Below are 20,661 nucleotides of genomic sequence, written 5' to 3'. Positions count from 1 at the left end.
ACTATGCCTCTTTCCGCTTGTGTATATTCACTAGTCGGTATACCTAAGCTCATGCCTGACACGCAAAGTCCTACCCGCAAACGCATTGTCGATGCCGCGACCAGGCTCTTCTATGCCGAAGGAATCGGTCGCGTCAGCGTCGATGCCGTCGCCGAGGAAGCGGGTCTCACCAAGCGCACGCTCTACTACCATTTCAAGAGCAAGGACGACCTCATCGCCGCCTATCTCGATGGCCGCGACCAACCCAATCTGAAGCGGATGGCCGGCTGGTTCGATGCTGCCGAAGGCGGCGCGGATCGCAAGGTCGAGGCGATCTTCACCAATCTGGCGAGGTCCGCTCGTCACCCGAAATGGAAAGGATGCGGCTTCCTGCGCACGGCCGCCGAACTCGCCTCGATGCCCGGACATCCGGCGGTCAAGGTCGGCGCGCGGCACAAGCTGAATTTCGAAACATGGCTGGCCGGTGCCTTGTCGGACCATGGCGTCGGCGAGCCGCCTGCCTTGGCACGCGAGATCGTGCTTTTGATCGACGGTTGCTTTTCGATCATGCTGATCCACCGCAACCCCGACTACATCGAGGCCGCCGGCCGCGCCGCGGCAACGCTTGTGCGGGCGCGAATTTCAGGCAGCCAGGTCTAAAACCCGAAAGCCAGCCATCCCGTACCGGCGGCCAGCGTTATCAGCGTCAACGGCAAGCCGACCTTGAAAAAAGCGCCGAACGACAGCGTCGTGCCGGCGGCGCGTGCCTGTTCGGCGACGATCAGATTGGCGACCGAACCCAGCAGCGTGAAATTGCCGGCCAGTGTCGAGCTCATGGCGACGACCAGCCAGGCGCGCTCGGGGTTTTCGAGGCCCGGTATGAAGGGCCGAAGCGCCAGCACGGCCGGGACATTGCTCATGATGTTGGAAAGCACCGCGGTGAAACCGGACAGGCGCCAGACGTCGCCCAGCCCGAGGTTCTTGGCCGAAGCGATCATGTCGGGCGAAAGAAGCGTCTTTTCGGCGCCGGCGACCACAACGAACAGACCGGCGAACATGAACAGCAGCGGACCGTCGATCTCGCGGTAGATGCGTTCGGGCTTGATGGCGCGGGTGAGCAAGAGGATAGCGCCGCCGATGAGTGCCGCCTTGGCGACGGACACGCCGGCGAAGAAGGCGATTGCCAGTCCGATGCAGACCACCACCGCCTTCAGCACCTGCCCCTTGTGCATGCGGCCACGCGAGACCTCGGGCGTCAGTTGCACCGTGCGGGCGAATTCGGCCCGGTAGACGATGCGGACGATGACAATGACCGCGACGAGGCCGAACAGGGCGACCGGAGCGAGCGCTGCCGAAAAGGCCGGATAGGAAATGCCCGACAGCGAGCCGATGACCATGTTTTGCGGATTGCCGGTGATGGTGGCGACGCTACCGCAATTCGACGCGGTGGCGGTGGCGATCAGATAGGGGATCGGGTTGCGCTTGATGATGCGGGTGACGTGGACGACGATCGGCGCCATGACGAGGCAGATAGCGTCGTTGACCAGGAAGGCGGACAACACGCCGGTCAGCAGCGTCACCATCACCAAAAGCATGAAGGGCGCGTGCGCGTGCTCGATGGCGATGGCGCCAAGGCCGCGAAAGGCGCCCGACACTTTCAGATGCGCCACCACGATCATCATGCCGAGCAGAAGCGTGATGGTGTCGAAATTGATCGCCCGGTAGGCATCCTCCATGCTGAGCGCGCCGATTGCGATCATCGCGGCCCCGCCGAGAAGCGCGATCCCCGCCCGGTCGAGGCGCAGGCCGGGGATGCGGCCGATGGCGACACCGGCGTAAGTCAGGATCAGGATCAGCAGTGCCGCCGCGCCCATCAATGTCATCGATAGAAGTCCTGCCCTGTGGCGCGCCGCTGCCTATCAGCCCCAATGGTCTGATTTGCGTGCCTGCTTTAGCGCGATGTCGAATCGATGACAGACAGCCAGGCATGTTGTTGCGTCAAGCACCGCCCAAGGGATGACGTGCCGCTAACGCAGATAGAAATCCAGCCTTTGTCGCAGTGCCTGCGGCGAAAACAGCTGCTCGACGGTCTGCCGGGCCTTGAGGCCCACTGCCGCCCGCAGCGCCGGATCGGCTTTGAGATCGGCCAGGATCCGCGCCGCCTGCTGCGTCGTTTCGAACAAGAAGCCGTTTTCGCCATGCCTGATATGGTCGGAATAGCCTCCATATGAATGGCAGACCACGGGCAACCCGCAGGCCATCGCCTCGAACACGACGCGACCGAAGGTTTCGACATGCCAACCGGTGCGATAATAAAACACGTCGAGCGTCTGCAGAAACTCTTCGGCGGAAAATCGGCCGGGTGGCAACAGCTCGAGTTGCGGATGCGGCATGAGGCTGCCCTTGAGCCCTGTCCCTCCCTGAATCCGCAAGGCTGTACCTTCGGCCAGCAATGTCTCGTAAAGGGGTATGTCATCGGGATGATGTTTGCCCGGCCCATCGCGGCTCAAGCGTCCGACGGTGAACGGACGATCCGAATCCAGGCGCCATGGTGAAAAACGTTCGATCTCGATCGGAGAGGGGTGCACGGTGCCGTCGATTTGGAGCAATCGCTTCTGAAAGTCGGAAACAAGCACTATCTCGGCGGCGGGCCATCCCAAGCTCCGAGGCATGCGCGTGGTGAGGTTGAGAACCTTCGGATGAAGGGTGTTGAAGTCGTAAATCAGCCGGCGCGGCCGCGGGATCAGGTAAGGCCACACCTTGTTGCGCCAATGCGCTCCGAGAAAAACGTAAGTGCCGCCATCCGGAACTTTTCGCGTAAGCGGGGAAATACGACGTATCGGGAATTGCCGCATTAATTCATCTGAAGCCCGCGATGACGCAGCCCAAAGGCGCACCTCCGAATCGGCGCTCAACAGCCGATAGAGTTCCAAGGTCTTGAGGTCACTGCCACCGAAAGGATCCTGAAAGCCGTTGAACAAATGGATCATAATAGCTGTGCTTACCTGACCGTTTCCGCCATTGTTCGCCGGCGTCAAAAATCATGATCGCACGTCGGCCGTAACCCTTGGAAACTCAGGAGTGAGAACCGTTTCTGCCGACAACGAAACATCGCCAATGCGGGGGAGTATACCGGCAAGCGGTTGCAGTCCATGGCCTATCGAGCCGGCATGCTATCCCTAAAGATCGGAATCCCGGCATATGACTGTAAGCATTGAAGCGTAGAGAAAGCGGCCTGCGTCGATTTCGAGAGCTACCCGATCAGCCATCCGCAAGTTTATGCCGTCAATGCACGGTGGCGACCCCGGGCGCAGGCGCCGGAGACGTTCCGGCCGGATCGAAGCTGACTTGATCGCGTCCGTTCGACTTGGCCGTGTAAAGCCTTTTGTCGGCAGCGGAGAAGATTTCCTCATAGGTGATCGGGCCGGTGAAGCTTGTGCCGCCGATGCTGACGGAAAGCGGACAAGGCCTGCCGCCGGGTGAGAATTCCATCTCCCTGATACGCCGGCGGATGCTTTCGGCAACCACCCAGGATTGCGAGGGATCCACGCCGGGCAGAAACACGCCGAATTCTTCGCCGCCGATGCGGCCGACGATATCGCCGCCACGCAGTTGCCCCTTGATCGCCTGCGCTATCAGTTTGAGTGCCTGATCGCCGCAATCATGACCCAGACGGTCATTGATCGACTTGAAGTGGTCGGCGTCGATGATCAGCAGCGCGCCCGAACGGGTCTGCTCCTGCTTTCGGGTCTGCTCGAGATAGGCTTCGACCAGCATCGAGAAGGCGCCACGGTTCAGCACCGCCGTCAGGCTGTCGGTCGCGGCGATGACGCTGAGGTCGCGCTGCGCGATGGCCAGCTGGCGAATCTTCCACATCAGGAAAAACAAAAAGGAGCCGCCCAGCACCAAAGGCAGCATCAGGTCGGTCATCTGCGCCCGCCACACGGCCTCGGGCGAAAGATAGGGAAAATTGAAGGAATCGACGAAGAACGCCACGGCAATGAAGAATGCCGTACCGACTGCCGTGACAGCGATCACCCTGCCCCAGCTCGTCGGCGACAGATCGAGCTTCATCGCGTTCAACTCCGTTAGCCGTCGCTACTATGACGCACCAACCCCAACAAACTGATAAGACTTTCCCTCCAATTCGATATCGGGCGGCGGAACCAACCCGCCGGCCCTGTCGATGACTTGCGACAGACGCCACAAGACGGCCGCTGGAAAGCAGCCATCCTGTTTCAGAGCTTGAAGGCGTGGGCCAATTGCCGGCCGAGCAAGGGCAAAACGGCGCGCGAAGCCAGACCGCTCGTCGTCAGTTGAGCGTCGGCTCACTCAGCGCATCGACGACAAAGGATGCCGCGATCAGGTCGTCGGCATCGAGGCGCAGGGAGCCTCCGTCGCCCCCCATGGCTGAAGCCACTTTTTGAAAGGTCTTCATTTCATATTCCGTGATCCGGGCGTCCTGCATCCTGGCCTTGAGGTCGGCGATGCGCCGATCCAGAGCCGAAGATATGCCTATTTCTCGCTTCGACATGGCAACACTCCTCCCCACCCTTGTTTGCCTCCCGCCTGTCCACTTTTATATGAGGGTCCGCGAATACAGCGGGCCGAACGCGCCGTGCGCGGGAAGGTTCCGAAAAGGCAGAGTAACGAAATAATACGCTGGCCCCAGCCGACTGCCCGGCCACGCTAAATCCCCTCATCACCATGATAGAGCTGAACAGCTTGCGGTATTTACCGCTGTCGTGGCGTTCCTGGATGGAAAGAGGTGATTCCGTGACTTGCTATATAAGGCATAGCTAATCCTTGACGCCAGCCGGATGCCGCCCCAGAATCAGAAGCATGGCAATAAAGGTCGGCGACGAAGTGGCGGTCATGGCGACGGTGCTGAAGCGCGTCACGGAAGACCGCGTCAGCGTGTCGATCCCCGGTTACAATTTTCCGCATTCGGTCATTGGTCCGGCGACCAAGCTGACCGAGGGCCAGCCGATGGAATTATCCGGCGACGTTACGCAGATCGAGGGCGACAAGGTCACGGTGTCGTTCGGGACAGTGGTCACGGTGGATCTGGACAAGGTGCGCCTGGTGCAAAGCCACGTGCCGCCGAAGCGAAGGGATCTGAGGATGTGAACACGCGAAGCTCCACCGTCTCAGGGATCCAGCCCCTTACGTCCCAGCAGTGCAGAGCCGCACGAGCGATGCTGAAATGGTCGCAGGTGCGACTCGCCGCGAAGTGCGGCCTTAGCGAAGGAACGATCGGCAGTTTCGAGAGCGGACGAAGGATTCCGAGTTCGGCCAAGCTGGCTGCCATCCGTCGAGGGTTGGAGGCAGCGGGCGTGGTTTTCATCGATCAGAAGGTTGCAAGGACCAAGAGCGGTCCGCCTCGTCAAACTATCGGCGGAACATAATTTAGATATCGCTGTTAGATCCCAAACGGGAGGCGCGCGATGTTCAAAGGTGAAATCGGCATTGTTTCGGACTGGTCGAAATTGGTGGCGGACGATCCTCTGATCGCCGCCGATATTGCCCAGCGTCTTTCTCTACTCGCTTGCAATGACAACACTCCCGCTGCCGCCGACGGCCCGTCGCCCGGCACCGAAACATTTCGAAATCCCCACTTTGCCGGCCTCGCGACACCCGCCGAATATCCTCGCCCGATCGTGCTTCTAGCCACGATCTATGCGTCGACGGTCCTGGGGGTAACGCTGCTTCTGGCGGCGGCGGTTTGAGCGCACGAGGCCTGGTGACGCTCTCTGAAAGCCCATGTCTCTGGTATAAACCGCGACCTATGTGTCCGGAATGGACCCGAAAGGCTTTGGCGATCCCGACAGGATTCGAACCTGTGACCATCGGCTTAGAAGGCCGGTGCTCTATCCAGCTGAGCTACGGGACCGCTGGCCGGCCTTTGGACCGGCTGGATATTCTGGCGCTGGGCGCCGTTCAATGCGTCCAGGGCGTCCTGCGGTCATAGCGGAAATTCTCCGCATAGGAAATCTGGCGGCGCTTGGTCTCTTTCGGCTCTTCGACGCGGAAAGCGAGCCCTTGCTTTTCGGCGTAGGCCACCGCCTCTTCCCGCGTGTCGAAGCTAAGCCTGATCTGGCTTCTCATGTCTGCCGACGTCGTATAGCCCATCAGCGGATCGATCTTCTTGCGCGTCTCGGGATCGAATTCCAGCACCCAGTGGCCGGTCTTGGCCTTGCCGGACTGCATCGCGGTTTTGGCTGGGCTGAAAATGCGCGCGGACATGGCCACCTCGTTCTTGTGCAAGGCGGCATCGCCACCCTTCGCCCGTCATTACTGCGCAATGCGCACGGCGGCAAGGTTTTTGCTCTCGCGGGTTTTTGCACTTGCCATGCACCACCGAAATGAATAGGCAACAGACCGTTCGGAGTGTAGCGCAGCCTGGTAGCGCATCTGGTTTGGGACCAGAGGGTCGGGAGTTCGAATCTCTCCACTCCGACCATCCCCTCACAGCCCAATGCCCGGCGCAGCCATATGCTCACTTGCTCCGGCTCCGGTCGTGCATCCGGCGGCCGCGGGCCGGTTCGGCAACAGGGGATTCAGATGCTTGGAATCGATGCCTGGGTGTCGCTTTTCGGACCGGCCTACTTTGCCTATGCCGGTATCACCGTTCCGTTCATGGTGACGTGGGCAATTGCCTGCGCCGCACTGGCGATGTGGAACAACCGTGAAAGCCGCAGACAGGCGAGGCAGGCCCCAGGCGCTGTCGTCTCCCGCTCCTGGCGTATCAGTATCGGAATGTTTGTGCTGGTCGCCGCCGGCTATATCGCCGCTCACTCTGCCGTCTACCTCGCGGTCCGTCATTTCGCCAGAATGTGGCTCTGAGACTGGCCTCTCAGGCTAAATCTCGAATTCGCCCTGCCCTTCGTCCATGGCGTTGACGGTTTCGGCTGCCAGCGCCCTGGTGATCGGGGTCTTGCGTTCGAGCGCGGTCCGGTCGAGCCGCTCAACCACGCGCATCGCTGTCGCCAGCGAGCGCTCGATACGGCGGACCAGATACTGCACGACATGCGGTTCGACCTCGATCTGACGGTCGGCGAACAGTTTTGTGATGACGCCGGCGAGCAGGAGATCGTCGGGCTCATGAATTTCCACTGTCGCCGCCGCTTTCAGCCGTGAGGCGAGATCAGGCAGCGTGATGCCCCAGGCGGACGGGAAGCGGCGCGCCGTCAGGAGCAGCGTCGACCCGGCACCACGCACCGCATTGATCAGATGGAACAGGCTCTGTTCATCGACCGCGCCGGTATCGACATCGTCGATCAGTGCCGGCCGCGCGCCGAGATTGGCAATGCTGTCGCCGATGCGCCTGGCGTCGACCGCCACCGCATCGGCACGCGCGCGCCAGATCGAGGCCAGATGCGTCTTGCCCGAACCCGCGGGACCGGCCAGCACCACCACTGGCGATGGCCAGCCCGGCCAGCGGTCGACCAGCACCACCGCCTGGTTGTTGGTGCCGGAGACGACGAGTTCGTCGCGCGAATAGCCGGTGCCATGGCCGAGATCGAGCGGCAACTGGCGTGGCGGGTCGGTTGGCTGGGCAGTCACTTCAGCGACGCGGTTGCGTGCGGTGGCCGCCGCCGCGATCGGCTGGAAGCTGCGGCACAGGTGCCGCGCCGCGGCCCTTGTAGAGCGGCGATTCGAGATAGCGGGCAATGGCGAACCGCACCAGCACGGCGACGGCCGCAGAAGCCGGCACCGCGATCAACAAGCCGACGAAGCCGAACAGCGCACCGAAGGCAAAAAGCGAAAACATCAGCCATACCGGGTGCAGGCCGACGCTTTTGCCGACCAGCCGCGGCTGCAGGATGTTGCCCTCGATGAACTGACCGATGAAGAACACGACCGCGACGGCGACGATCATCGTCCAGTCCGGCCAGAACTGGACGAAGGCGACGCCGACGGCCAGCACCAGCCCGGTCAGCGAGCCGACATAAGGGATGAAGGAAATCAGCCCGGCGAACAGGCCGATGAGGATGCCGAAATTCAGCCCGGTCAGCGTCAGCCCGGTGGCATACATGGCGCCCAGCACCAGGCACAGCGTGCCTTGGCCGCGCACGAAGCCGGCGGTTGCGGTGTTGATGTCACGCGCGATGGCGCGCACGGTCGCGACGTTGTCGCGCGGCACCCAACCGTCGATGACCGCCACCATGCGGTCCCAGTCGAGCAGCATGTAGAAGGCGACCACCGGCGTCACCACGAACAGGCTTACCACCGAGACCAGCGCCATGCCGGAACTCCACAACGAGGTGAAGACGGTGGTGATCAGGCCGAAGCCCGAGGTCAGCAGCGAATTCAGCCCGTCGCGCAAGCTATTGGCGTTGACGCCGAACTTCTGTTCCAGCCATTTCGGATCAAACGAGGTGATCAGGCTTTGCAGCCGGGTCAGATATTCCGGCAATTTGCCGGCGAAATCGGCCATCTGCGTGGCCAGAACCGGAATGAGGATGACAAAGGCCAGCACCAGCACGATGAGGAAGGTGATGAGGATGACCACCGTCGCCATGAAACGGGACAGGCCGAGCCGCTGCAGCCGGTCGGCAACGGGATCGAGGAAATAGGCAAGCACCATGCCGGCGACGAAGGGCAGCAGGATGGCGCTGAAAACATAGAGGAAAAGCGCCAGCAGCGCGGCACCGGCCAGCCAGAAGAAGATCTGGCGGCGAAAGGTCGCGGACGCGGCGGTGTCGGCGGCCGCGGCCTCGATCGCTGCCGCTTCTGTCTCAGATGTCCGGAGTGGAGCCTTCGCCATAGCCGCTCATGTGCCTCAGCCAAGTCACGAGATAGGCTGCGGCCGAAGCCACGGTCAAGACCCCGGACAGCAATATGAGAACTGACCTCAGCGGGTCGAGGTGAACGGCAAGGGCAAGTTCTCCCAGCACAAGCGCGGCCAGCACGATCTGGATCGCGGTGTTGGCCTTCGACACGAACAACGGTTTCATCTCGACCGGATGGGTCATGACGGCGGACAACACCACCGCGCAGACGATCAACGCGTCGCGCGACACCATGATGACGACAAGCCACAGCGGCAATTGCCCGATGAAGCTCATGACAACGAACACCGAAACCAGCAGCAGCTTGTCCGCCACCGGGTCGAGATAGGCGCCGAGGGTGGATTGCTGGTTGAAACGGCGGGCGATGAACCCGTCGACGCCGTCGGAAATGCCGGCGACGAGGAACCCGGCAAAAGCCCAGTCCCAGCGCGCCTGCAGCATCGCCAGCACCACCGCCGGCACCAGGATAAGGCGCAGGATGGTGATCAGGTTGGGGATGGTCAAATGCTTGGCACCTCCTCTTGGTCGGAGATAGATGATGAAGATAGCAGGTGGCAACAAGAGAGAAGCTGCCGATCTCCCGCACGGGAGAGCGGCTTTCAGCTTGGCTTTCGCCAATCACGAGCGCCTATATGCGCGCCCTGTCCACGGTTTTATGGGCCGAAATGGCCGTTATCCTTGCGGACAGAAACCGTTCATGCGAAGAGCCCGCGACAAGGAAAATTGTTGAACGGGCACCAGAAATGAGCAAGCGCGACGTGAACAAGCGCAAGAACGGGCTCACCTATGCCGAGGCCGGTGTCGATATCGACGCGGGCAATCTCATGGTCGAGAAGATCAAGCCACTGGTGCGCGCGACGCGCCGGCCGGGCGCCGATGGTGAGATCGGCGGTTTCGGAGGCCTGTTCGACCTCAAGGCCGCGGGCTTTACCGACCCGGTGCTGGTGGCGGCCAATGACGGCGTCGGCACCAAGCTCAAGATCGCCATCGATGCCGGCAAGCACGACACAATCGGCATCGACCTCGTCGCCATGTGCGTCAACGACATCGTCGTGCAAGGTGCCGAACCGCTGTTCTTCCTCGACTATTTCGCCACCGGCAAGCTCGATCCCGACCAGGGTGCCGCGATCGTCGGCGGCATTGCCGAGGGCTGCCGCCAGGCCGGCTGCGCGCTGATCGGCGGCGAGACGGCCGAGATGCCCGGCATGTATCACGGCAATGATTACGACCTGGCCGGCTTTGCGGTGGGCGCCGCCGAACGCGGCCAATTGCTGCCCACCGACGATATTGTCGAAGGCGACGTGCTGCTGGGCCTGGCTTCCTCTGGCTTGCACTCGAACGGATATTCGCTGGTGCGCCGCATCGTCGCCGTCAGCGGTCTGTCGTGGAGCGATCCGGCGCCGTTCAACGACGAGGCCACGCTGGGCGAGGCGCTGCTCGAGCCGACCCGCATCTACGTCAAGTCGATTCTCAAGGCGATCCGCAACACGCATGGTATCAAGGCGCTCGCCCACATCACCGGCGGCGGCTTCCCGGAAAACATCCCGCGCGTGCTGCCCAAGGATTTTTCGGCCGAACTCGACCTCGAAGCGATCGACGTTCCTGCCGTGTTTTCGTGGCTGGCCAAGACCGGCGGCGTGGCGCCGGAAGAGATGATGCGCACCTTCAATTGCGGCATCGGCATGATTCTGGCAGTCGCATCCGGCCAGGCAGCACAGGTCGCCGCCGTGCTGCAGGAGGCCGGCGAGACGGTGACGCCGATCGGCCGCATCGTGCCGCGCCGCGACGCCGGGGTCATCTATCGGGGCTCGATCGGCCTATGAGCGCGCAGAGGAAACGCACCGTCGTCCTGATCTCGGGACGCGGCTCCAACATGACCGCGCTGATTGCCGCGGCCAGCGACCCGGCGTTCCCGGCCGAGATCGTCGGTGTCATTTCCGACAAGGCGGATGCCGCCGGGCTCGGCATCGCCAGGGCGCGCGGCATCGCCACGCAGGTCGTCTCGCGTGCCGACCATGGCAGCAAGCAGGCGCATGACGCGGCAATAGACGCGGCGCTCGCGGCCTTCAACGCCGAGATCGTGGCGCTGGCCGGCTACATGCGCATCCTCACCCCCGGCTTCGTCCAGAGATGGCAGGGCCGCATGATCAACATCCACCCTGCCCTGCTGCCCGCTTTCAAGGGGCTCGACACCCATGCGCGCGCACTGGCCGCCGGCATTCGCATCCATGGCTGCACCGTGCACTTCGTCACCTCAGAGATGGATGACGGTCCGATCATCGCACAGGCGGCCGTACCGGTGATGGTCGGCGACACCGCCGATACTTTGGCAGCCCGCGTGCTGAAGGCCGAGCACCGGCTCTATCCGCTGGCATTGGGGCTGGTCGCCGAAGGCAAGGCGCGCATGGAGGCCGGCCGCACCGTGCTTGCCCACTTTGCCGACGATGCCGACAACGGCACTTCGGTGGTGATGGCCCCCGACCCGCTGCGCGAAGAAACCGACCTCGAACATCTGGCGCGCATCACGCCTTGAGCCTAGATCGGGAATGACAACGGCACTTAGCCTGGAACCGCCAAATCAGACTCGGTGCCAGGCCGAAACGGACCGGCTGCGCAGAGCTTGGCTGGAAGGATGGGATAGCGGCCCGTTAGATCCCTTCGACATTGAAGCGATCAAACAAAAGGCCCGCACTCGTCTGACCAGTCTCGCTGGTCCTGACCAACATCGATGAGACAACTACTTCTTCTCCGTCACGCCAAATCGAGCTGGGACGACCCTGATCTCGATGATTTCGACCGGCCTTTGGCCGAACGCGGGGTTAAGGCGGCGTGCTTGATGGGACGCGAGCTTGCAGCGCGCGGCTGGCTGCCGGACCTGGCGCTGGTGTCGCCGGCACTGCGCACCCGCGACACCTGGCGGCTTGTGGCGGCGGAGCTGCCCGTGCCACCCCGGATCGCATTCAAGGCGCTGTACGATGCTTCAGCGGCGGACATTCTGAGCCAGATTGGTCAAACCGACGCTTCAAGCGGCAGCTTGCTGGTAATTGGCCACAATCCGGGCCTGGAACATTTGGCCAGACAGCTTGCCGGGCCGGGGTCAGACGCCAAGGCGCTCAAGAGACTTGAGGAGAAATTCCCGACGGCAGCCCTGGCCCGGGTGGTCTTCGAAGGCGATTGGTCCGTCGTGTCCCCCGCCCGGTTGACACATTGCCTGCGGCCGAAGGACCTTGGCTAGCGTCCATGGCAGGTGCGGCAGGCAAAGCCCACCGCACGCCCGCTTGAGCCGTCAGTTTCCCCAGTTGCCCTGGCCGGATTCCGGCTGGACCGAATCGGGCCTCAGCGTGAGGTCGCGGTGCTTGACCAGCCTGTGGGTCGAAGCCGTGTAGCTGTGGTCGACATTGAGCGCGTGCGAGGTGACGGCCGGCTGATTGACATTGTCCGAACCATAGTTGTCGCTGCCGGCAAAAGCGGTGCCCGTGGCAACGAGGATGGCGGCGGCGGTAAGAGCGATCCTGGTCATTTTATTTACTCCGGTATTCCTGTTCCTGTCCGTCCAGTGGCGTGCCCTTGGGAGGAATTTCGCGTCGCTCGGACAGCCTCGATCTGGGTTTTTCGTGCGCCGGCTTCCAATCACGAAGACGTTCCCTCACGCGCGAAATCCGGACCTCGAACGTGGGCCAAGGTGTTGAGCTCACCCTGTTTTATCAATTGATCTCAAACACTTATAAGGGGGAATACCTGACGCATGGTGCGGCGGTTCGTCGAGCCAGCGCTCGCCATCCGTTCACGATTCGTCAACATAAATTGAACCAATTGGTTCGATTTACGATCGGCGCCCGACACTGGCGCCGTCGGCCGAAGTCCTGCTCATGCATAAAAAACAAGAGCGGCGGGCAAAGCCCACCGCTCTTTGTGGTCGCAGACTTCAGAAAATCAACGACCCCAGATGCCCTGGCCCGACTGAGCCGGCACGTTGGCATTGGCATCACCCTGCGTCTTCACGGACTTCGGGATCGAGCCGGTGTGCGTGGTGTCGATGTTGGACACGGACTGGTTCGCAACCGGCTGGTTGGCATTGTAAGAGCCGTAATTGTCGCTGCCGGCAAAAGCGGTGCCCGTGGCAACGAGGATGGCGGCGGCGGTAAGAGCGATCTTGGTCATTTTATTTACTCCAGTATTTCTCTGTTCTGTCCGTCTAGTGGCGTGCCCTTGGGAGGAATTTCGCGTCGCTCGGACCACCCCGAGATGGGCTTGCCCTGCCGCGGATTCCAATCACGAAGATGTTCCCCCGCGGCTCGAATTCGGACCTTGAAATTTGGCACAGGGCCTCGGCGGTCATAATTTTACTGTTCGAAATCAAATCGTTAGTGAGATTCTTCTCCTACCATGCGAGGCCGACAACCAAGCCAGCGTTCACCATCTGCTATACAGTCCGTCACAGAAATCGAACCGAACGGTTCGGTTTGAAGAGACCTGACCCCTCCAGCATTCTTTTTTACGGTGTGGAGGCGGACGAGATATGGGTGTGTACGTCCAACCGGGAGGACAGACCGGCCGCTATAGGCCGGTCATGCCCAGCACGTCGCGCATGTCATATTCGCCGGGCGGACGTCCAGCCACCCAGAGTGCGGCGGCGATGGCGCCGCGGGCGAACATGATGCGGTCGCCGGCTGCATGCGACAAGGTTAAGGTCTCGCCCTCGGCGCAGAAGCTGACGCTGTGTTCCCCGACGATGCTGCCGCCACGCAGTACCGCAAAGCCGATCTCGCCGGTCGGCCGCGAGCCCATGACGCCGTCGCGTGCACGCCTTGCGACCGTGTCCAGATCGATGCCGCGTCCGCCGGCTGCGGCATGCCCCAGCATCCACGCCGTTCCCGATGGCGCATCGACCTTGTGGCGATGATGCGCCTCGACAATCTCCACGTCCCAGTCATCGGGATCGAGTGCCCGCGCGGCCTGCTCGACCAGTCCGATCAACATGTTGAGCCCGAGCGAAAAGCTGCCGGAGCGCACGATGGCAATTGTTTTCGCGGCGTCGGCGATCGCAGCCGATTCATCAGCATCGAAGCCCGTTGAGCCGATGACCAGGGCCGGCCCGCCGCGTTCGGCGCAAATGCTGGCCAGATCAGCCGAGGCAGCCGGCGTGGTAAAGTCGATGACCACGTCGGCCACGGCAAGCGCCTCGTCGCGGCTCACCAGCCCTTCGCCGATACTGCCCGGCCGGTGGAAGCGGGCGGCGAGCGCCAGCCGCGCGTCGCCCTGCACGGCGGCCGCCATCTCGCGGCCCATGCGGCCCAGCGCACCCGCGATGGCGACCCTGACCGGTGGTTTCGACATGGCGCTATCCCGCGGCTATTTATTTCCACATGCCGCGCATGCGCGCGCCGATATCGACGCGCACCTCCGGCCGGGCCGCCCTGCCCTGTGCCACCTGTGCGCTCGGCCATGACACCTGCTGGAACGCCGCCAGGATCGAAGCCGGGATGAAGCGGGTGCGCGACGCATAGAGATGGCGGTCGCCGCGCGCCGCCTGGCCGTGCGGAAAGAAGCGTTGCGGCATGACCAGGTTGAGATTGTCCTTGGCCCGCGTCATCGCCACGTAGAGCAGCCGGCGCTCCTCCTCGATGTCTTCCTTGGTGCCGACGCCGAGATCGGCCGGGATACAGCCGTCGACCGTGTTGAGCACGAAGACGTTCTTCCATTCCTGGCCCTTGGCCGAATGGATGGTCGACAGGATCAGATAGTCCTCGTCGCGATGCGGCGGCCCGGCCTGGTCACTGGTGGCATCGGGCGGATCGAGCGTCAATTCTGTCAGGAAGCGTTCGCGCGAAGCATAGCCCGAACCGATCTGCTCAAGTTGCAAGAGATCGGCGCGCCGCGTCGTCGCATCTTCGTGGATGCGCTCCAGATGCGGCTCATACCACAGCCTGATCTGTTCGAGGTCGGCCGGCCATTTGGCGCCGGCGCGCAGGCCGGAATAGAGCGAGACGAAGCCCGGCCAGTCATCCGCCACGCGTTGCGGCGGACGCCAGCCGGCCAGCCCCATGGCTTCGTCCAGCGCCGTCGTCATGGTCTCGACGATCTGCGCGGCAGCCGAAGGGCCGATGCCTGGCATCAGCTGCAGCACGCGGAAGCCGGCGACGCGGTCGCGCGGGTTCTCGGCGAAGCGCAGCACCGCCAGCACGTCCTTGACATGGGCTGCATCGAGGAATTTCAGCCCGCCGAACTTGACGAAGGGAATGTTGCGCCGCGTCAGCTCGATCTCCAGCGGGCCGCTGTGGTGCGAGGCGCGAAACAGCACCGCCTGAGATTTCAGTGCCGTGCCGGCCTCGCGCTCGGCCAGAATGGTGTCGCAGACGAAATTGGCCTGCTCGACCTCGTCGCGCACGCTCACCAGTTTTGGCCTGTCGGTCGACTTGCGCTCCGACCACAGGTTTTTGGTGAAGCGCTCCGAGGCTTCGCCGATCACCGCATTGGCGGCCGCCAGGATGGTTTCGGTCGAGCGGTAATTGCGTTCCAGCATCACCACATCGGCGGCTTGCGCGAACTGGTTGGGGAAGTCGAGGATGTTGCGCACCTCGGCGGCACGGAACGAATAGATCGACTGTGCATCGTCGCCCACCACCGTCAGCCCGGCGCCGTCGGGTTTCAGTGCCATCAGGATCGAAGCCTGCAAGCGGTTGGTGTCCTGGTATTCGTCGACCAGCACATGGTCGAAACGCCCGCCCAGATGCGCCGCTATCTCGGGCTCCGCCGCCATCTGCGCCCAGTAGAGCAGCAAATCGTCGTAATCGAGCACGTTCTGTGCCTGCTTGGCCTCGACATAACCGGCGAACAATTCTTTCAGTTGCTCCGCCCAGCCGGCGCACCAGGGAAAGGCAGAACCCAAGACCTCGTTGAGCGGCGCCTGTGCGTTGACGGCGCGCGAATAGATGGCAAGGCAGGTTCCCTTGGTGGGGAAGCGCGCTTCCGTCTTCGAGAAGCCGAGTTCGTGGCGGACCAGGTTCATCAGGTCGGCGGAATCCTCGCGATCATGGATGGTGAAGGCAGGGTCGAGGCCGATCTCCAGCGCATAGTCGCGAAGCAGCCGCGCGCCGATGCCGTGAAAGGTTCCCGCCCAGGTCAGCGCATCGGTGATGACAGCTGCATCGCGGCCGAGCACTTCGCCGGCGATACGCTCGACGCGCCTGGCCATTTCGGACGCGGCGCGGCGCGAGAAAGTCATCAGCAGGATGCGGCGCGGGTCGGCCCCCTTGACGACCAAATGGGCGACGCGGTGAGCCAGCGTGTTGGTCTTGCCCGAACCCGCGCCGGCAATGACCAGCAGCGGACCGGCTATTTGGCCGTCGCCGTGCTCGACTGCCTGGCGCTGGGCATCGTTGAGCCGGGCGAGATAGGCAGGCTGGACGGTCGGGTCCCGAAAGGTCGAATCAGCAGTGGCGAGGTTCATCGCCCATCAAGCATCGTTTCTGCTTTGTTCGCAACGTCGATGCGAGGCTGGCCTCGTGCTCGACAGGCCGAAGCGTGACGTCCGTGTCTTAACGTTGCGGATCGACACCCATGTCGGCCGACTGCCGCCGCAAGGTCTCGCGATCATATTGCGATGGCGGCAACAGCAGCGGGTCGACCGTATCGGGCACGTTTTCGACCATCTTCCTGGCGATACGATAGGTGACATAGGCGAAGGCGCCGACGACGAGCAGACGGAACATGGTGCAACACTCCTTTGGAGCAGAACCAACCGGGGAAACCGCCTTTGGTTCCCTTGCCAATCGTCCACGCGCGCAGTCGAAGATGGAGGACGGCTATGGGTTTCGCCAGCGCTTTCCCGATGCATTCTCGGAGCACCGGAGGCGGAACTTGGCGTTTGCGGGGCTCGTGCACTGCCGCATGCCGCTGTGGCGTCCCGGACAGGCTTTTGGGGAAGAAGGCCGGCGCCACTTGGGAGGAGGAATGAAGCGCCGGCCAAGCGGATAATGAGGTCCGCCGCACAGGTGAGGCTAGCTGAGTCTTTCCCCTGCGTCATTGGGGGATTATCTTTGTTAAAAACGTACCGATGCGCACGGCCCTATCGGTCGCCGGTCCGTCACAAGCTTGTCTTGACCATCATCCCCGCAATCTCAATAAACTCCGGAGCTGGTTGGCAATAGCGGTGGTGTTTGGGCTAGCGGCGAGCGCGGCCTGGGGATCAAAACTCGATCATCTTCCCGCCTCGCCACTCAGCCTTTGCCTGACCACGGCGACATGGAAATTCGTGCCGAACAACAGCCCCTCATCGTTGAAGTCGTAGCTGGAATTGTGCAACGGCGCGGAAGCCTCGCCATTGCCGAGGAAGACGAAGCAACCCGGCACATGGTCGAGGAAGCGGGCGAAATCCTCGGAGGCGGTCATCGGCTCGCGGGCGACGGCGATGTTGCCGGGTTCGAAGACGTGCCTTGCGGCGGCAAATGCCGCATCGACCAGTTCGGCATCGTTGCGCAGCGGCACGAACTCCCTGCTGTAATTGACCTCGACGGTGACATTGTAGGCGACGGCGATGCCCTCGGCGATGATGCGCATTTGCCGCTCGATCTCGGCGCTGACCTCGGGCCGGAAGCTGCGCGCATCGCCGAGGATGCGGGCAAGGCCGGGCAGAGCGTTGCGGGTGCCGTCGGTGATCAGCTCGGTCACCGAAACCACCGATATGTCGGCCGGGCTCAGCCGGCGCGAGACGATGGTCTGCAGATTGGTGACCAGCGCGCAGGCGGCGACCAGCGTCTCGTTGCCCGCATGCGGTCGCGCGGCATGACCGCCGAGCCCTTTAAGCACGATCTCGAAGATATCCTCGGCCGACATTATGGGGCCGGCACGGGTCTCGAAATGCCCGATCGGCAGGCCGGGCATGTTGTGCAGGCCGAAGATCTCGTCGAAGGGAAAGCGCTGCATCAGCCCATCGTCGAGCATGGCGAGCGCGCCCCTGCCCCATTCCTCGGCTGGCTGGAAGACGAAGCGCACGGTGCCGTCGAAACCGCCCTCACCTGCCAGCAGCTTTGCCGCGCCGAGCAGCATGGTTGTGTGGCCGTCATGGCCGCAGGCATGCATGATGCCAGGGTTGCAGGAACGGTAGGATGCGTCCGACTGCTCTGATATGCGCAACGCATCCATGTCGGCCCTGAGCGCAATCGCCCGGTTGCCGCTGCCGCGCTTCAGCGTGCCGACGACGCCGGTGCCGCCGACACCTTCGGTGACATCGTCGAGGCCGAACTCACGCAGTTTGGCGGCGACGAAGGCCGCGGTGCGCTTCTCCTCGAAGCCGAATTCCGGGTGAGCGTGCAAATCGCGCCGCCAGAAAATCATCTCCTGCTTCAGCGCGTCACGATCCAGTTCAGACATTCTTCTGCCCCTCCTGACCTACTTTGCCAGTTGCGCGGCCACATCAAGCAGGATGTTGGCACCGGCAACAAGCTCGGCATCTTCGGTGTGCTCGCGCGGACTGTGGCTGATGCCGCCGGTGCTCGGCACGAAGATCATCGCTGCCGGGGCGATGCGCGCCAGCATCTGTGCATCGTGGCCGGCGCCGGACGTCATGCGCCGGACGCCGAGGCCACGGTTCTTCGCGGCGGCCTCGATCAGCTCGACGATGCGAAGGTCGAAGATCACCGGTTCGAAGCGGGCCAGTTGCTCGACCGAGATCGTCACGTTCCCATCGGTGGCAAGCTGCTCGAGATAGGCGGCAAGCGCCGCCTCCTCCGCCTGCAGGCGCTGTTCGTCGGGATCGCGCAGATCGATGGTGAAGACGGCGCGCGAGGGAATGACGTTGATGGCATTCGGTTCGAAGCGGATCGTACCCACGGTCGCCACCGTCGGCGCGTTCGAGGCTTTGATCCGGTCGAGCACGAAGGTGATGGTCCGGGCGGCGGCATGGCCGGCATCGTTGCGCATCGACATCGGCGTGGTGCCGGCATGATTGGCGACGCCGTCTATGGTGATGCGCTGCCAGGAGATGCCCTGCAGATTCTCCACCGCGCCGATCGGCACGCTTTCACGCTCCAGCACCGGCCCCTGTTCGATGTGCAGTTCGAGATAAGCATGCGGTTTGAGGAAGCCGGGTTCCCGGTCGCCGGCATAGCCGATGCGGGCGAGCTCCTGGCCCAGCACGCTGCCGTCGGTGCCGACAGCCGCCAGCACCGTTTCGGCATCGATGCCGCCGGCATGGACCAGCGAGCCCATCATGTCGGGAGTGTAGCGCACGCCCTCTTCATTGGTGAAAGCGGCGACCGCGACCGGACGCGATGGCGAAAGGCCTGATGCCTTGAGCGTCTCGATCACCTCCAGCCCGGCAAGCACGCCATAGCAGCCGTCATAGATGCCGGCATCGATGACAGTGTCGATGTGCGAGCCGATGAGCAGCGGCGCCAGCTCCCTGTTGTCCGGGCTTTGCCAGATGCCGAAAATATTGCCGACCCGGTCGATGGCGACATCGAGCCCTGCCTGCCGCAGCCAGCCGACGAAGAGATCGCGGCCCTGCTTGTCGGTGTCGGAGGCGGCCAGCCGGATCAGCCTGCCCTCGCCGTCGCGACCGACGGCACCGAGTTCGCGGATACGGCCAAGCAGGCGCTGTGCATCGATCGCGGTCATGCCGTTGCCTCGGCTTTCATCTTGCCTTCCAGCACATCGGCCGGGCTCATGCCAACCAGCTCGGCATAGCGATGCGGGTCGGTGGCACCTTCGGTGTTGATCACCAGCACCCGCGATTTGCCGTCCAGTCCAAGCTCGGTCGGGTTATCGGCCATCGCCCGGATCAGCCCGGCAAGACCAACACCGCCGCTTTCGCCGGCGACGATCACCGGATCCCCGGCGTCCGGCCGGGCCAGCCGCCGCATCACCGCGACGGCGTCGGCCTCATCCACCGTCATGAAGGCATCGGCGGCGCGCGCCAGCACCCGCCAGGCGACCGGAGAGGCCTCGTAGCATTCGAGCATGGCCATCACCGTCGGCCGGCCATGCGCGACCTTGACCGGGCGCCCGGCCTGGGCGGCTGCAAAAACACAGGCGGCACGCGCCGGCTCGACCACGATGAAGGTCGGTTTGGCGTCACCGAGCACGATGGCGAGATGACCGGCGACCGCGGCGGCAATGCCACCGACACCAGCCTGCACGAAGACGTGGGTTGGCGTCCGAGAGAGCTGACGCAAGGCTTCGCGCACGATCGCCGTATAGCCCTGCATGACCAGGCCAGGAATCCGTTCATAACCGGGCCACGAGGTGTCGGACACAACGGTCCAGCCCTTCTCGGCCGAAACCTGAGCGGCTTGCCTGACCGAATCATCATAGTTGCCGTCGACGCGGATCATCTCGGCGCCATAACGGGCGATCGCGGCGATGCGCTCCTCGCTGACGCCGGCGTGGACGAAGATCGCCGCCCGCGCACCGAGGAGTTGCGCGCCTTGCGCGACGGAGCGGCCATGGTTGCCGTCGGTCGCACAGGCAAATGTCATCGCCGCGGCGACGGCCCGCACATCAGAGCGATCGAGATCGGCCACGTCGACGGGGCGACCAAGCCGGCTGCCTGCCTCCTCCAGCACCAGCCGGAAGACGGCATAGGCGCCGCCAAGCGCCTTGAAGCTGCCAAGGCCGAGGCGAAAGCCCTCATCCTTGATGTGGACGGCGCCAAGTCCGAATTCGGCGGCGAGCGCCGGCAGCGCATGCAGCGGCGTCATCAGGTGATTGTCGCGCTGGCTGAGAAAACGCTCGACCGTGTCGGCGCCGGCCACGCCAAGAGTTTCGGCATCGGTTGGATCGAGTGGCAGGCGATGCAAAGCATTACGGTTGAGCAGGAACACTGGCGGCCTCCTTGGCATTCAGCGAGAATATATTGCAGGATCGGCGCAAGGAGCGCTGTAATATG

General features: G+C 63.1%; 24 protein-coding genes and 2 tRNA genes. 9 read left to right on the top strand and 17 right to left on the bottom strand.

The window, feature by feature from the left end; genetic code table 11:
- Positions 1-51 precede the first annotated feature (51 nt).
- Positions 52-639, top strand: coding sequence for a TetR/AcrR family transcriptional regulator (locus tag NKI21_RS21885; protein WP_164748925.1), 588 nt, complete (start codon positions 52-54; stop codon positions 637-639).
- Here the strand turns inward: NKI21_RS21885 and NKI21_RS21880 are convergent.
- From NKI21_RS21880 to NKI21_RS21865, 4 genes are all read right to left on the bottom strand, one after another.
- Positions 636-1,862 carry an anion transporter gene (locus tag NKI21_RS21880; protein WP_352867263.1) on the bottom strand — a complete coding sequence of 409 codons (1,227 nt, stop codon included), beginning with the start codon at positions 1,860-1,862 and terminating at the stop codon, positions 636-638. The two genes, NKI21_RS21885 and NKI21_RS21880, sit on opposite strands and share 4 nt — an antisense overlap.
- A gap of 144 nt (positions 1,863-2,006) precedes the next feature.
- Positions 2,007-2,969 carry a glycosyltransferase family 4 protein gene (locus NKI21_RS21875; RefSeq protein ID WP_352867260.1) on the bottom strand — a complete coding sequence of 321 codons (963 nt, stop codon included), beginning with the start codon at positions 2,967-2,969 and terminating at the stop codon, positions 2,007-2,009.
- Between the two features lie 295 nt (positions 2,970-3,264).
- Positions 3,265-4,053, bottom strand: a complete 789-nt coding sequence (locus NKI21_RS21870; RefSeq protein ID WP_023814104.1) for a GGDEF domain-containing protein — start codon at positions 4,051-4,053, stop codon at positions 3,265-3,267.
- A 238-nt stretch (positions 4,054-4,291) separates the two neighbouring features.
- Positions 4,292-4,513, bottom strand: a complete 222-nt coding sequence (locus NKI21_RS21865) for a hypothetical protein (protein ID WP_023814103.1) — start codon at positions 4,511-4,513, stop codon at positions 4,292-4,294.
- 308 nt (positions 4,514-4,821) lie between these two features.
- Between NKI21_RS21865 and NKI21_RS21860 the strand changes: the two genes are divergently transcribed.
- The 3 genes from NKI21_RS21860 to NKI21_RS21850 are packed head-to-tail and all read left to right on the top strand — an operon-like array spanning position 4,822 to position 5,708.
- The gene (locus tag NKI21_RS21860; protein WP_352867257.1) at positions 4,822-5,109 is read left to right on the top strand and encodes a hypothetical protein; all 288 of its coding nucleotides are present in this window, start codon (positions 4,822-4,824) and stop codon (positions 5,107-5,109) included.
- Positions 5,106-5,387, top strand: a complete 282-nt coding sequence (locus NKI21_RS21855; protein WP_031213538.1) for a helix-turn-helix domain-containing protein — start codon at positions 5,106-5,108, stop codon at positions 5,385-5,387. Before NKI21_RS21860 ends, NKI21_RS21855 begins: the two co-directional genes overlap by 4 nt.
- Positions 5,388-5,426: 39 nt before the next feature.
- Positions 5,427-5,708 carry a hypothetical protein gene (locus NKI21_RS21850; protein ID WP_023812589.1) on the top strand — a complete coding sequence of 94 codons (282 nt, stop codon included), beginning with the start codon at positions 5,427-5,429 and terminating at the stop codon, positions 5,706-5,708.
- 87 nt (positions 5,709-5,795) lie between these two features.
- On the opposite strand, the gene NKI21_RS21845 is transcribed toward NKI21_RS21850, so the two are convergent.
- A tRNA-Arg gene (locus NKI21_RS21845) sits at positions 5,796-5,872 on the bottom strand.
- Between the two features lie 47 nt (positions 5,873-5,919).
- Positions 5,920-6,225, bottom strand: a complete 306-nt coding sequence (locus NKI21_RS21840) for an ETC complex I subunit (RefSeq protein ID WP_023812590.1) — start codon at positions 6,223-6,225, stop codon at positions 5,920-5,922.
- A 140-nt stretch (positions 6,226-6,365) separates the two neighbouring features.
- Between NKI21_RS21840 and NKI21_RS21835 the strand changes: the two genes are divergently transcribed.
- Together NKI21_RS21835 and NKI21_RS21830 are read left to right on the top strand one after the other, a co-directional pair.
- Positions 6,366-6,442: transfer RNA gene (locus tag NKI21_RS21835), tRNA-Pro, on the top strand.
- A 101-nt stretch (positions 6,443-6,543) separates the two neighbouring features.
- Entirely contained in the window at positions 6,544-6,825 is a 282-nt protein-coding gene (locus tag NKI21_RS21830) for a hypothetical protein (RefSeq protein ID WP_023812591.1), read from the top strand.
- A 15-nt stretch (positions 6,826-6,840) separates the two neighbouring features.
- Here the strand turns inward: NKI21_RS21830 and hdaA are convergent, their stop codons facing one another.
- The 3 genes from hdaA to NKI21_RS21815 are packed head-to-tail and all read right to left on the bottom strand — an operon-like array spanning position 6,841 to position 9,278.
- On the bottom strand, positions 6,841-7,545 hold the full coding sequence (gene hdaA / locus NKI21_RS21825; protein WP_352867254.1) for a DnaA regulatory inactivator HdaA: 705 nt from the start codon (positions 7,543-7,545) through the stop codon (positions 6,841-6,843).
- A gap of 1 nt (position 7,546) precedes the next feature.
- Positions 7,547-8,749, bottom strand: a complete 1,203-nt coding sequence (locus tag NKI21_RS21820; RefSeq protein ID WP_352723385.1) for an AI-2E family transporter — start codon at positions 8,747-8,749, stop codon at positions 7,547-7,549.
- The gene (locus NKI21_RS21815) at positions 8,721-9,278 is read right to left on the bottom strand and encodes a CDP-alcohol phosphatidyltransferase family protein (protein ID WP_023812594.1); all 558 of its coding nucleotides are present in this window, start codon (positions 9,276-9,278) and stop codon (positions 8,721-8,723) included. The genes NKI21_RS21820 and NKI21_RS21815 overlap by 29 nt, the downstream gene beginning before the upstream one ends.
- 239 nt (positions 9,279-9,517) lie before the next feature.
- Between NKI21_RS21815 and purM the strand changes: the two genes are divergently transcribed.
- From purM to NKI21_RS21800, 3 genes are all read left to right on the top strand, one after another.
- The gene (gene purM, locus NKI21_RS21810; protein ID WP_352676696.1) at positions 9,518-10,597 is read left to right on the top strand and encodes a phosphoribosylformylglycinamidine cyclo-ligase; all 1,080 of its coding nucleotides are present in this window, start codon (positions 9,518-9,520) and stop codon (positions 10,595-10,597) included.
- Positions 10,594-11,307, top strand: coding sequence for a phosphoribosylglycinamide formyltransferase (purN, locus tag NKI21_RS21805; RefSeq protein WP_352867249.1), 714 nt, complete (start codon positions 10,594-10,596; stop codon positions 11,305-11,307). The genes purM and purN overlap by 4 nt, the downstream gene beginning before the upstream one ends.
- 195 nt (positions 11,308-11,502) lie before the next feature.
- Entirely contained in the window at positions 11,503-12,009 is a 507-nt protein-coding gene (locus NKI21_RS21800; RefSeq protein WP_023812597.1) for a SixA phosphatase family protein, read from the top strand.
- Positions 12,010-12,060: 51 nt separating this feature from the next.
- On the opposite strand, the gene NKI21_RS21795 is transcribed toward NKI21_RS21800, so the two are convergent.
- The 8 genes from NKI21_RS21795 to NKI21_RS21760 all read right to left on the bottom strand — a co-directional run bounded on the left by NKI21_RS21795 (position 12,061) and on the right by NKI21_RS21760 (position 20,596).
- Positions 12,061-12,294 (bottom strand): DUF680 domain-containing protein, encoded by a 234-nt coding sequence (locus NKI21_RS21795; protein WP_352611868.1) that lies wholly within the window; start codon positions 12,292-12,294, stop codon positions 12,061-12,063.
- A gap of 413 nt (positions 12,295-12,707) precedes the next feature.
- Positions 12,708-12,935, bottom strand: a complete 228-nt coding sequence (locus tag NKI21_RS21790) for a DUF680 domain-containing protein (protein WP_023812599.1) — start codon at positions 12,933-12,935, stop codon at positions 12,708-12,710.
- Positions 12,936-13,331: 396 nt separating this feature from the next.
- Positions 13,332-14,111, bottom strand: a complete 780-nt coding sequence (gene dapB / locus NKI21_RS21785; protein ID WP_352867244.1) for a 4-hydroxy-tetrahydrodipicolinate reductase — start codon at positions 14,109-14,111, stop codon at positions 13,332-13,334.
- Between the two features lie 19 nt (positions 14,112-14,130).
- Positions 14,131-16,224, bottom strand: coding sequence for an ATP-dependent helicase (locus tag NKI21_RS21780; protein WP_352867241.1), 2,094 nt, complete (start codon positions 16,222-16,224; stop codon positions 14,131-14,133).
- A gap of 88 nt (positions 16,225-16,312) precedes the next feature.
- On the bottom strand, positions 16,313-16,486 hold the full coding sequence (locus tag NKI21_RS21775; RefSeq protein WP_023812604.1) for a hypothetical protein: 174 nt from the start codon (positions 16,484-16,486) through the stop codon (positions 16,313-16,315).
- Between the two features lie 487 nt (positions 16,487-16,973).
- Positions 16,974-18,146, bottom strand: a complete 1,173-nt coding sequence (locus NKI21_RS21770; protein WP_352867238.1) for a M20 aminoacylase family protein — start codon at positions 18,144-18,146, stop codon at positions 16,974-16,976.
- An 18-nt stretch (positions 18,147-18,164) separates the two neighbouring features.
- A complete protein-coding gene (locus NKI21_RS21765) occupies positions 18,165-19,391 on the bottom strand; it encodes a Zn-dependent hydrolase (RefSeq protein WP_352867235.1) in 1,227 nt (408 codons plus the stop codon).
- Positions 19,388-20,596, bottom strand: a complete 1,209-nt coding sequence (locus tag NKI21_RS21760; RefSeq protein ID WP_352867232.1) for a diaminopropionate ammonia-lyase — start codon at positions 20,594-20,596, stop codon at positions 19,388-19,390. The genes NKI21_RS21765 and NKI21_RS21760 overlap by 4 nt, the downstream gene beginning before the upstream one ends.
- Positions 20,597-20,661 lie beyond the last annotated feature (65 nt).

It is taken from the genome of Mesorhizobium sp. M0715 (genome assembly GCF_040320355.1).
Classification (GTDB): domain Bacteria; phylum Pseudomonadota; class Alphaproteobacteria; order Rhizobiales; family Rhizobiaceae; genus Mesorhizobium.
This window is presented reverse-complemented; position numbering and strand designations above follow the sequence as displayed.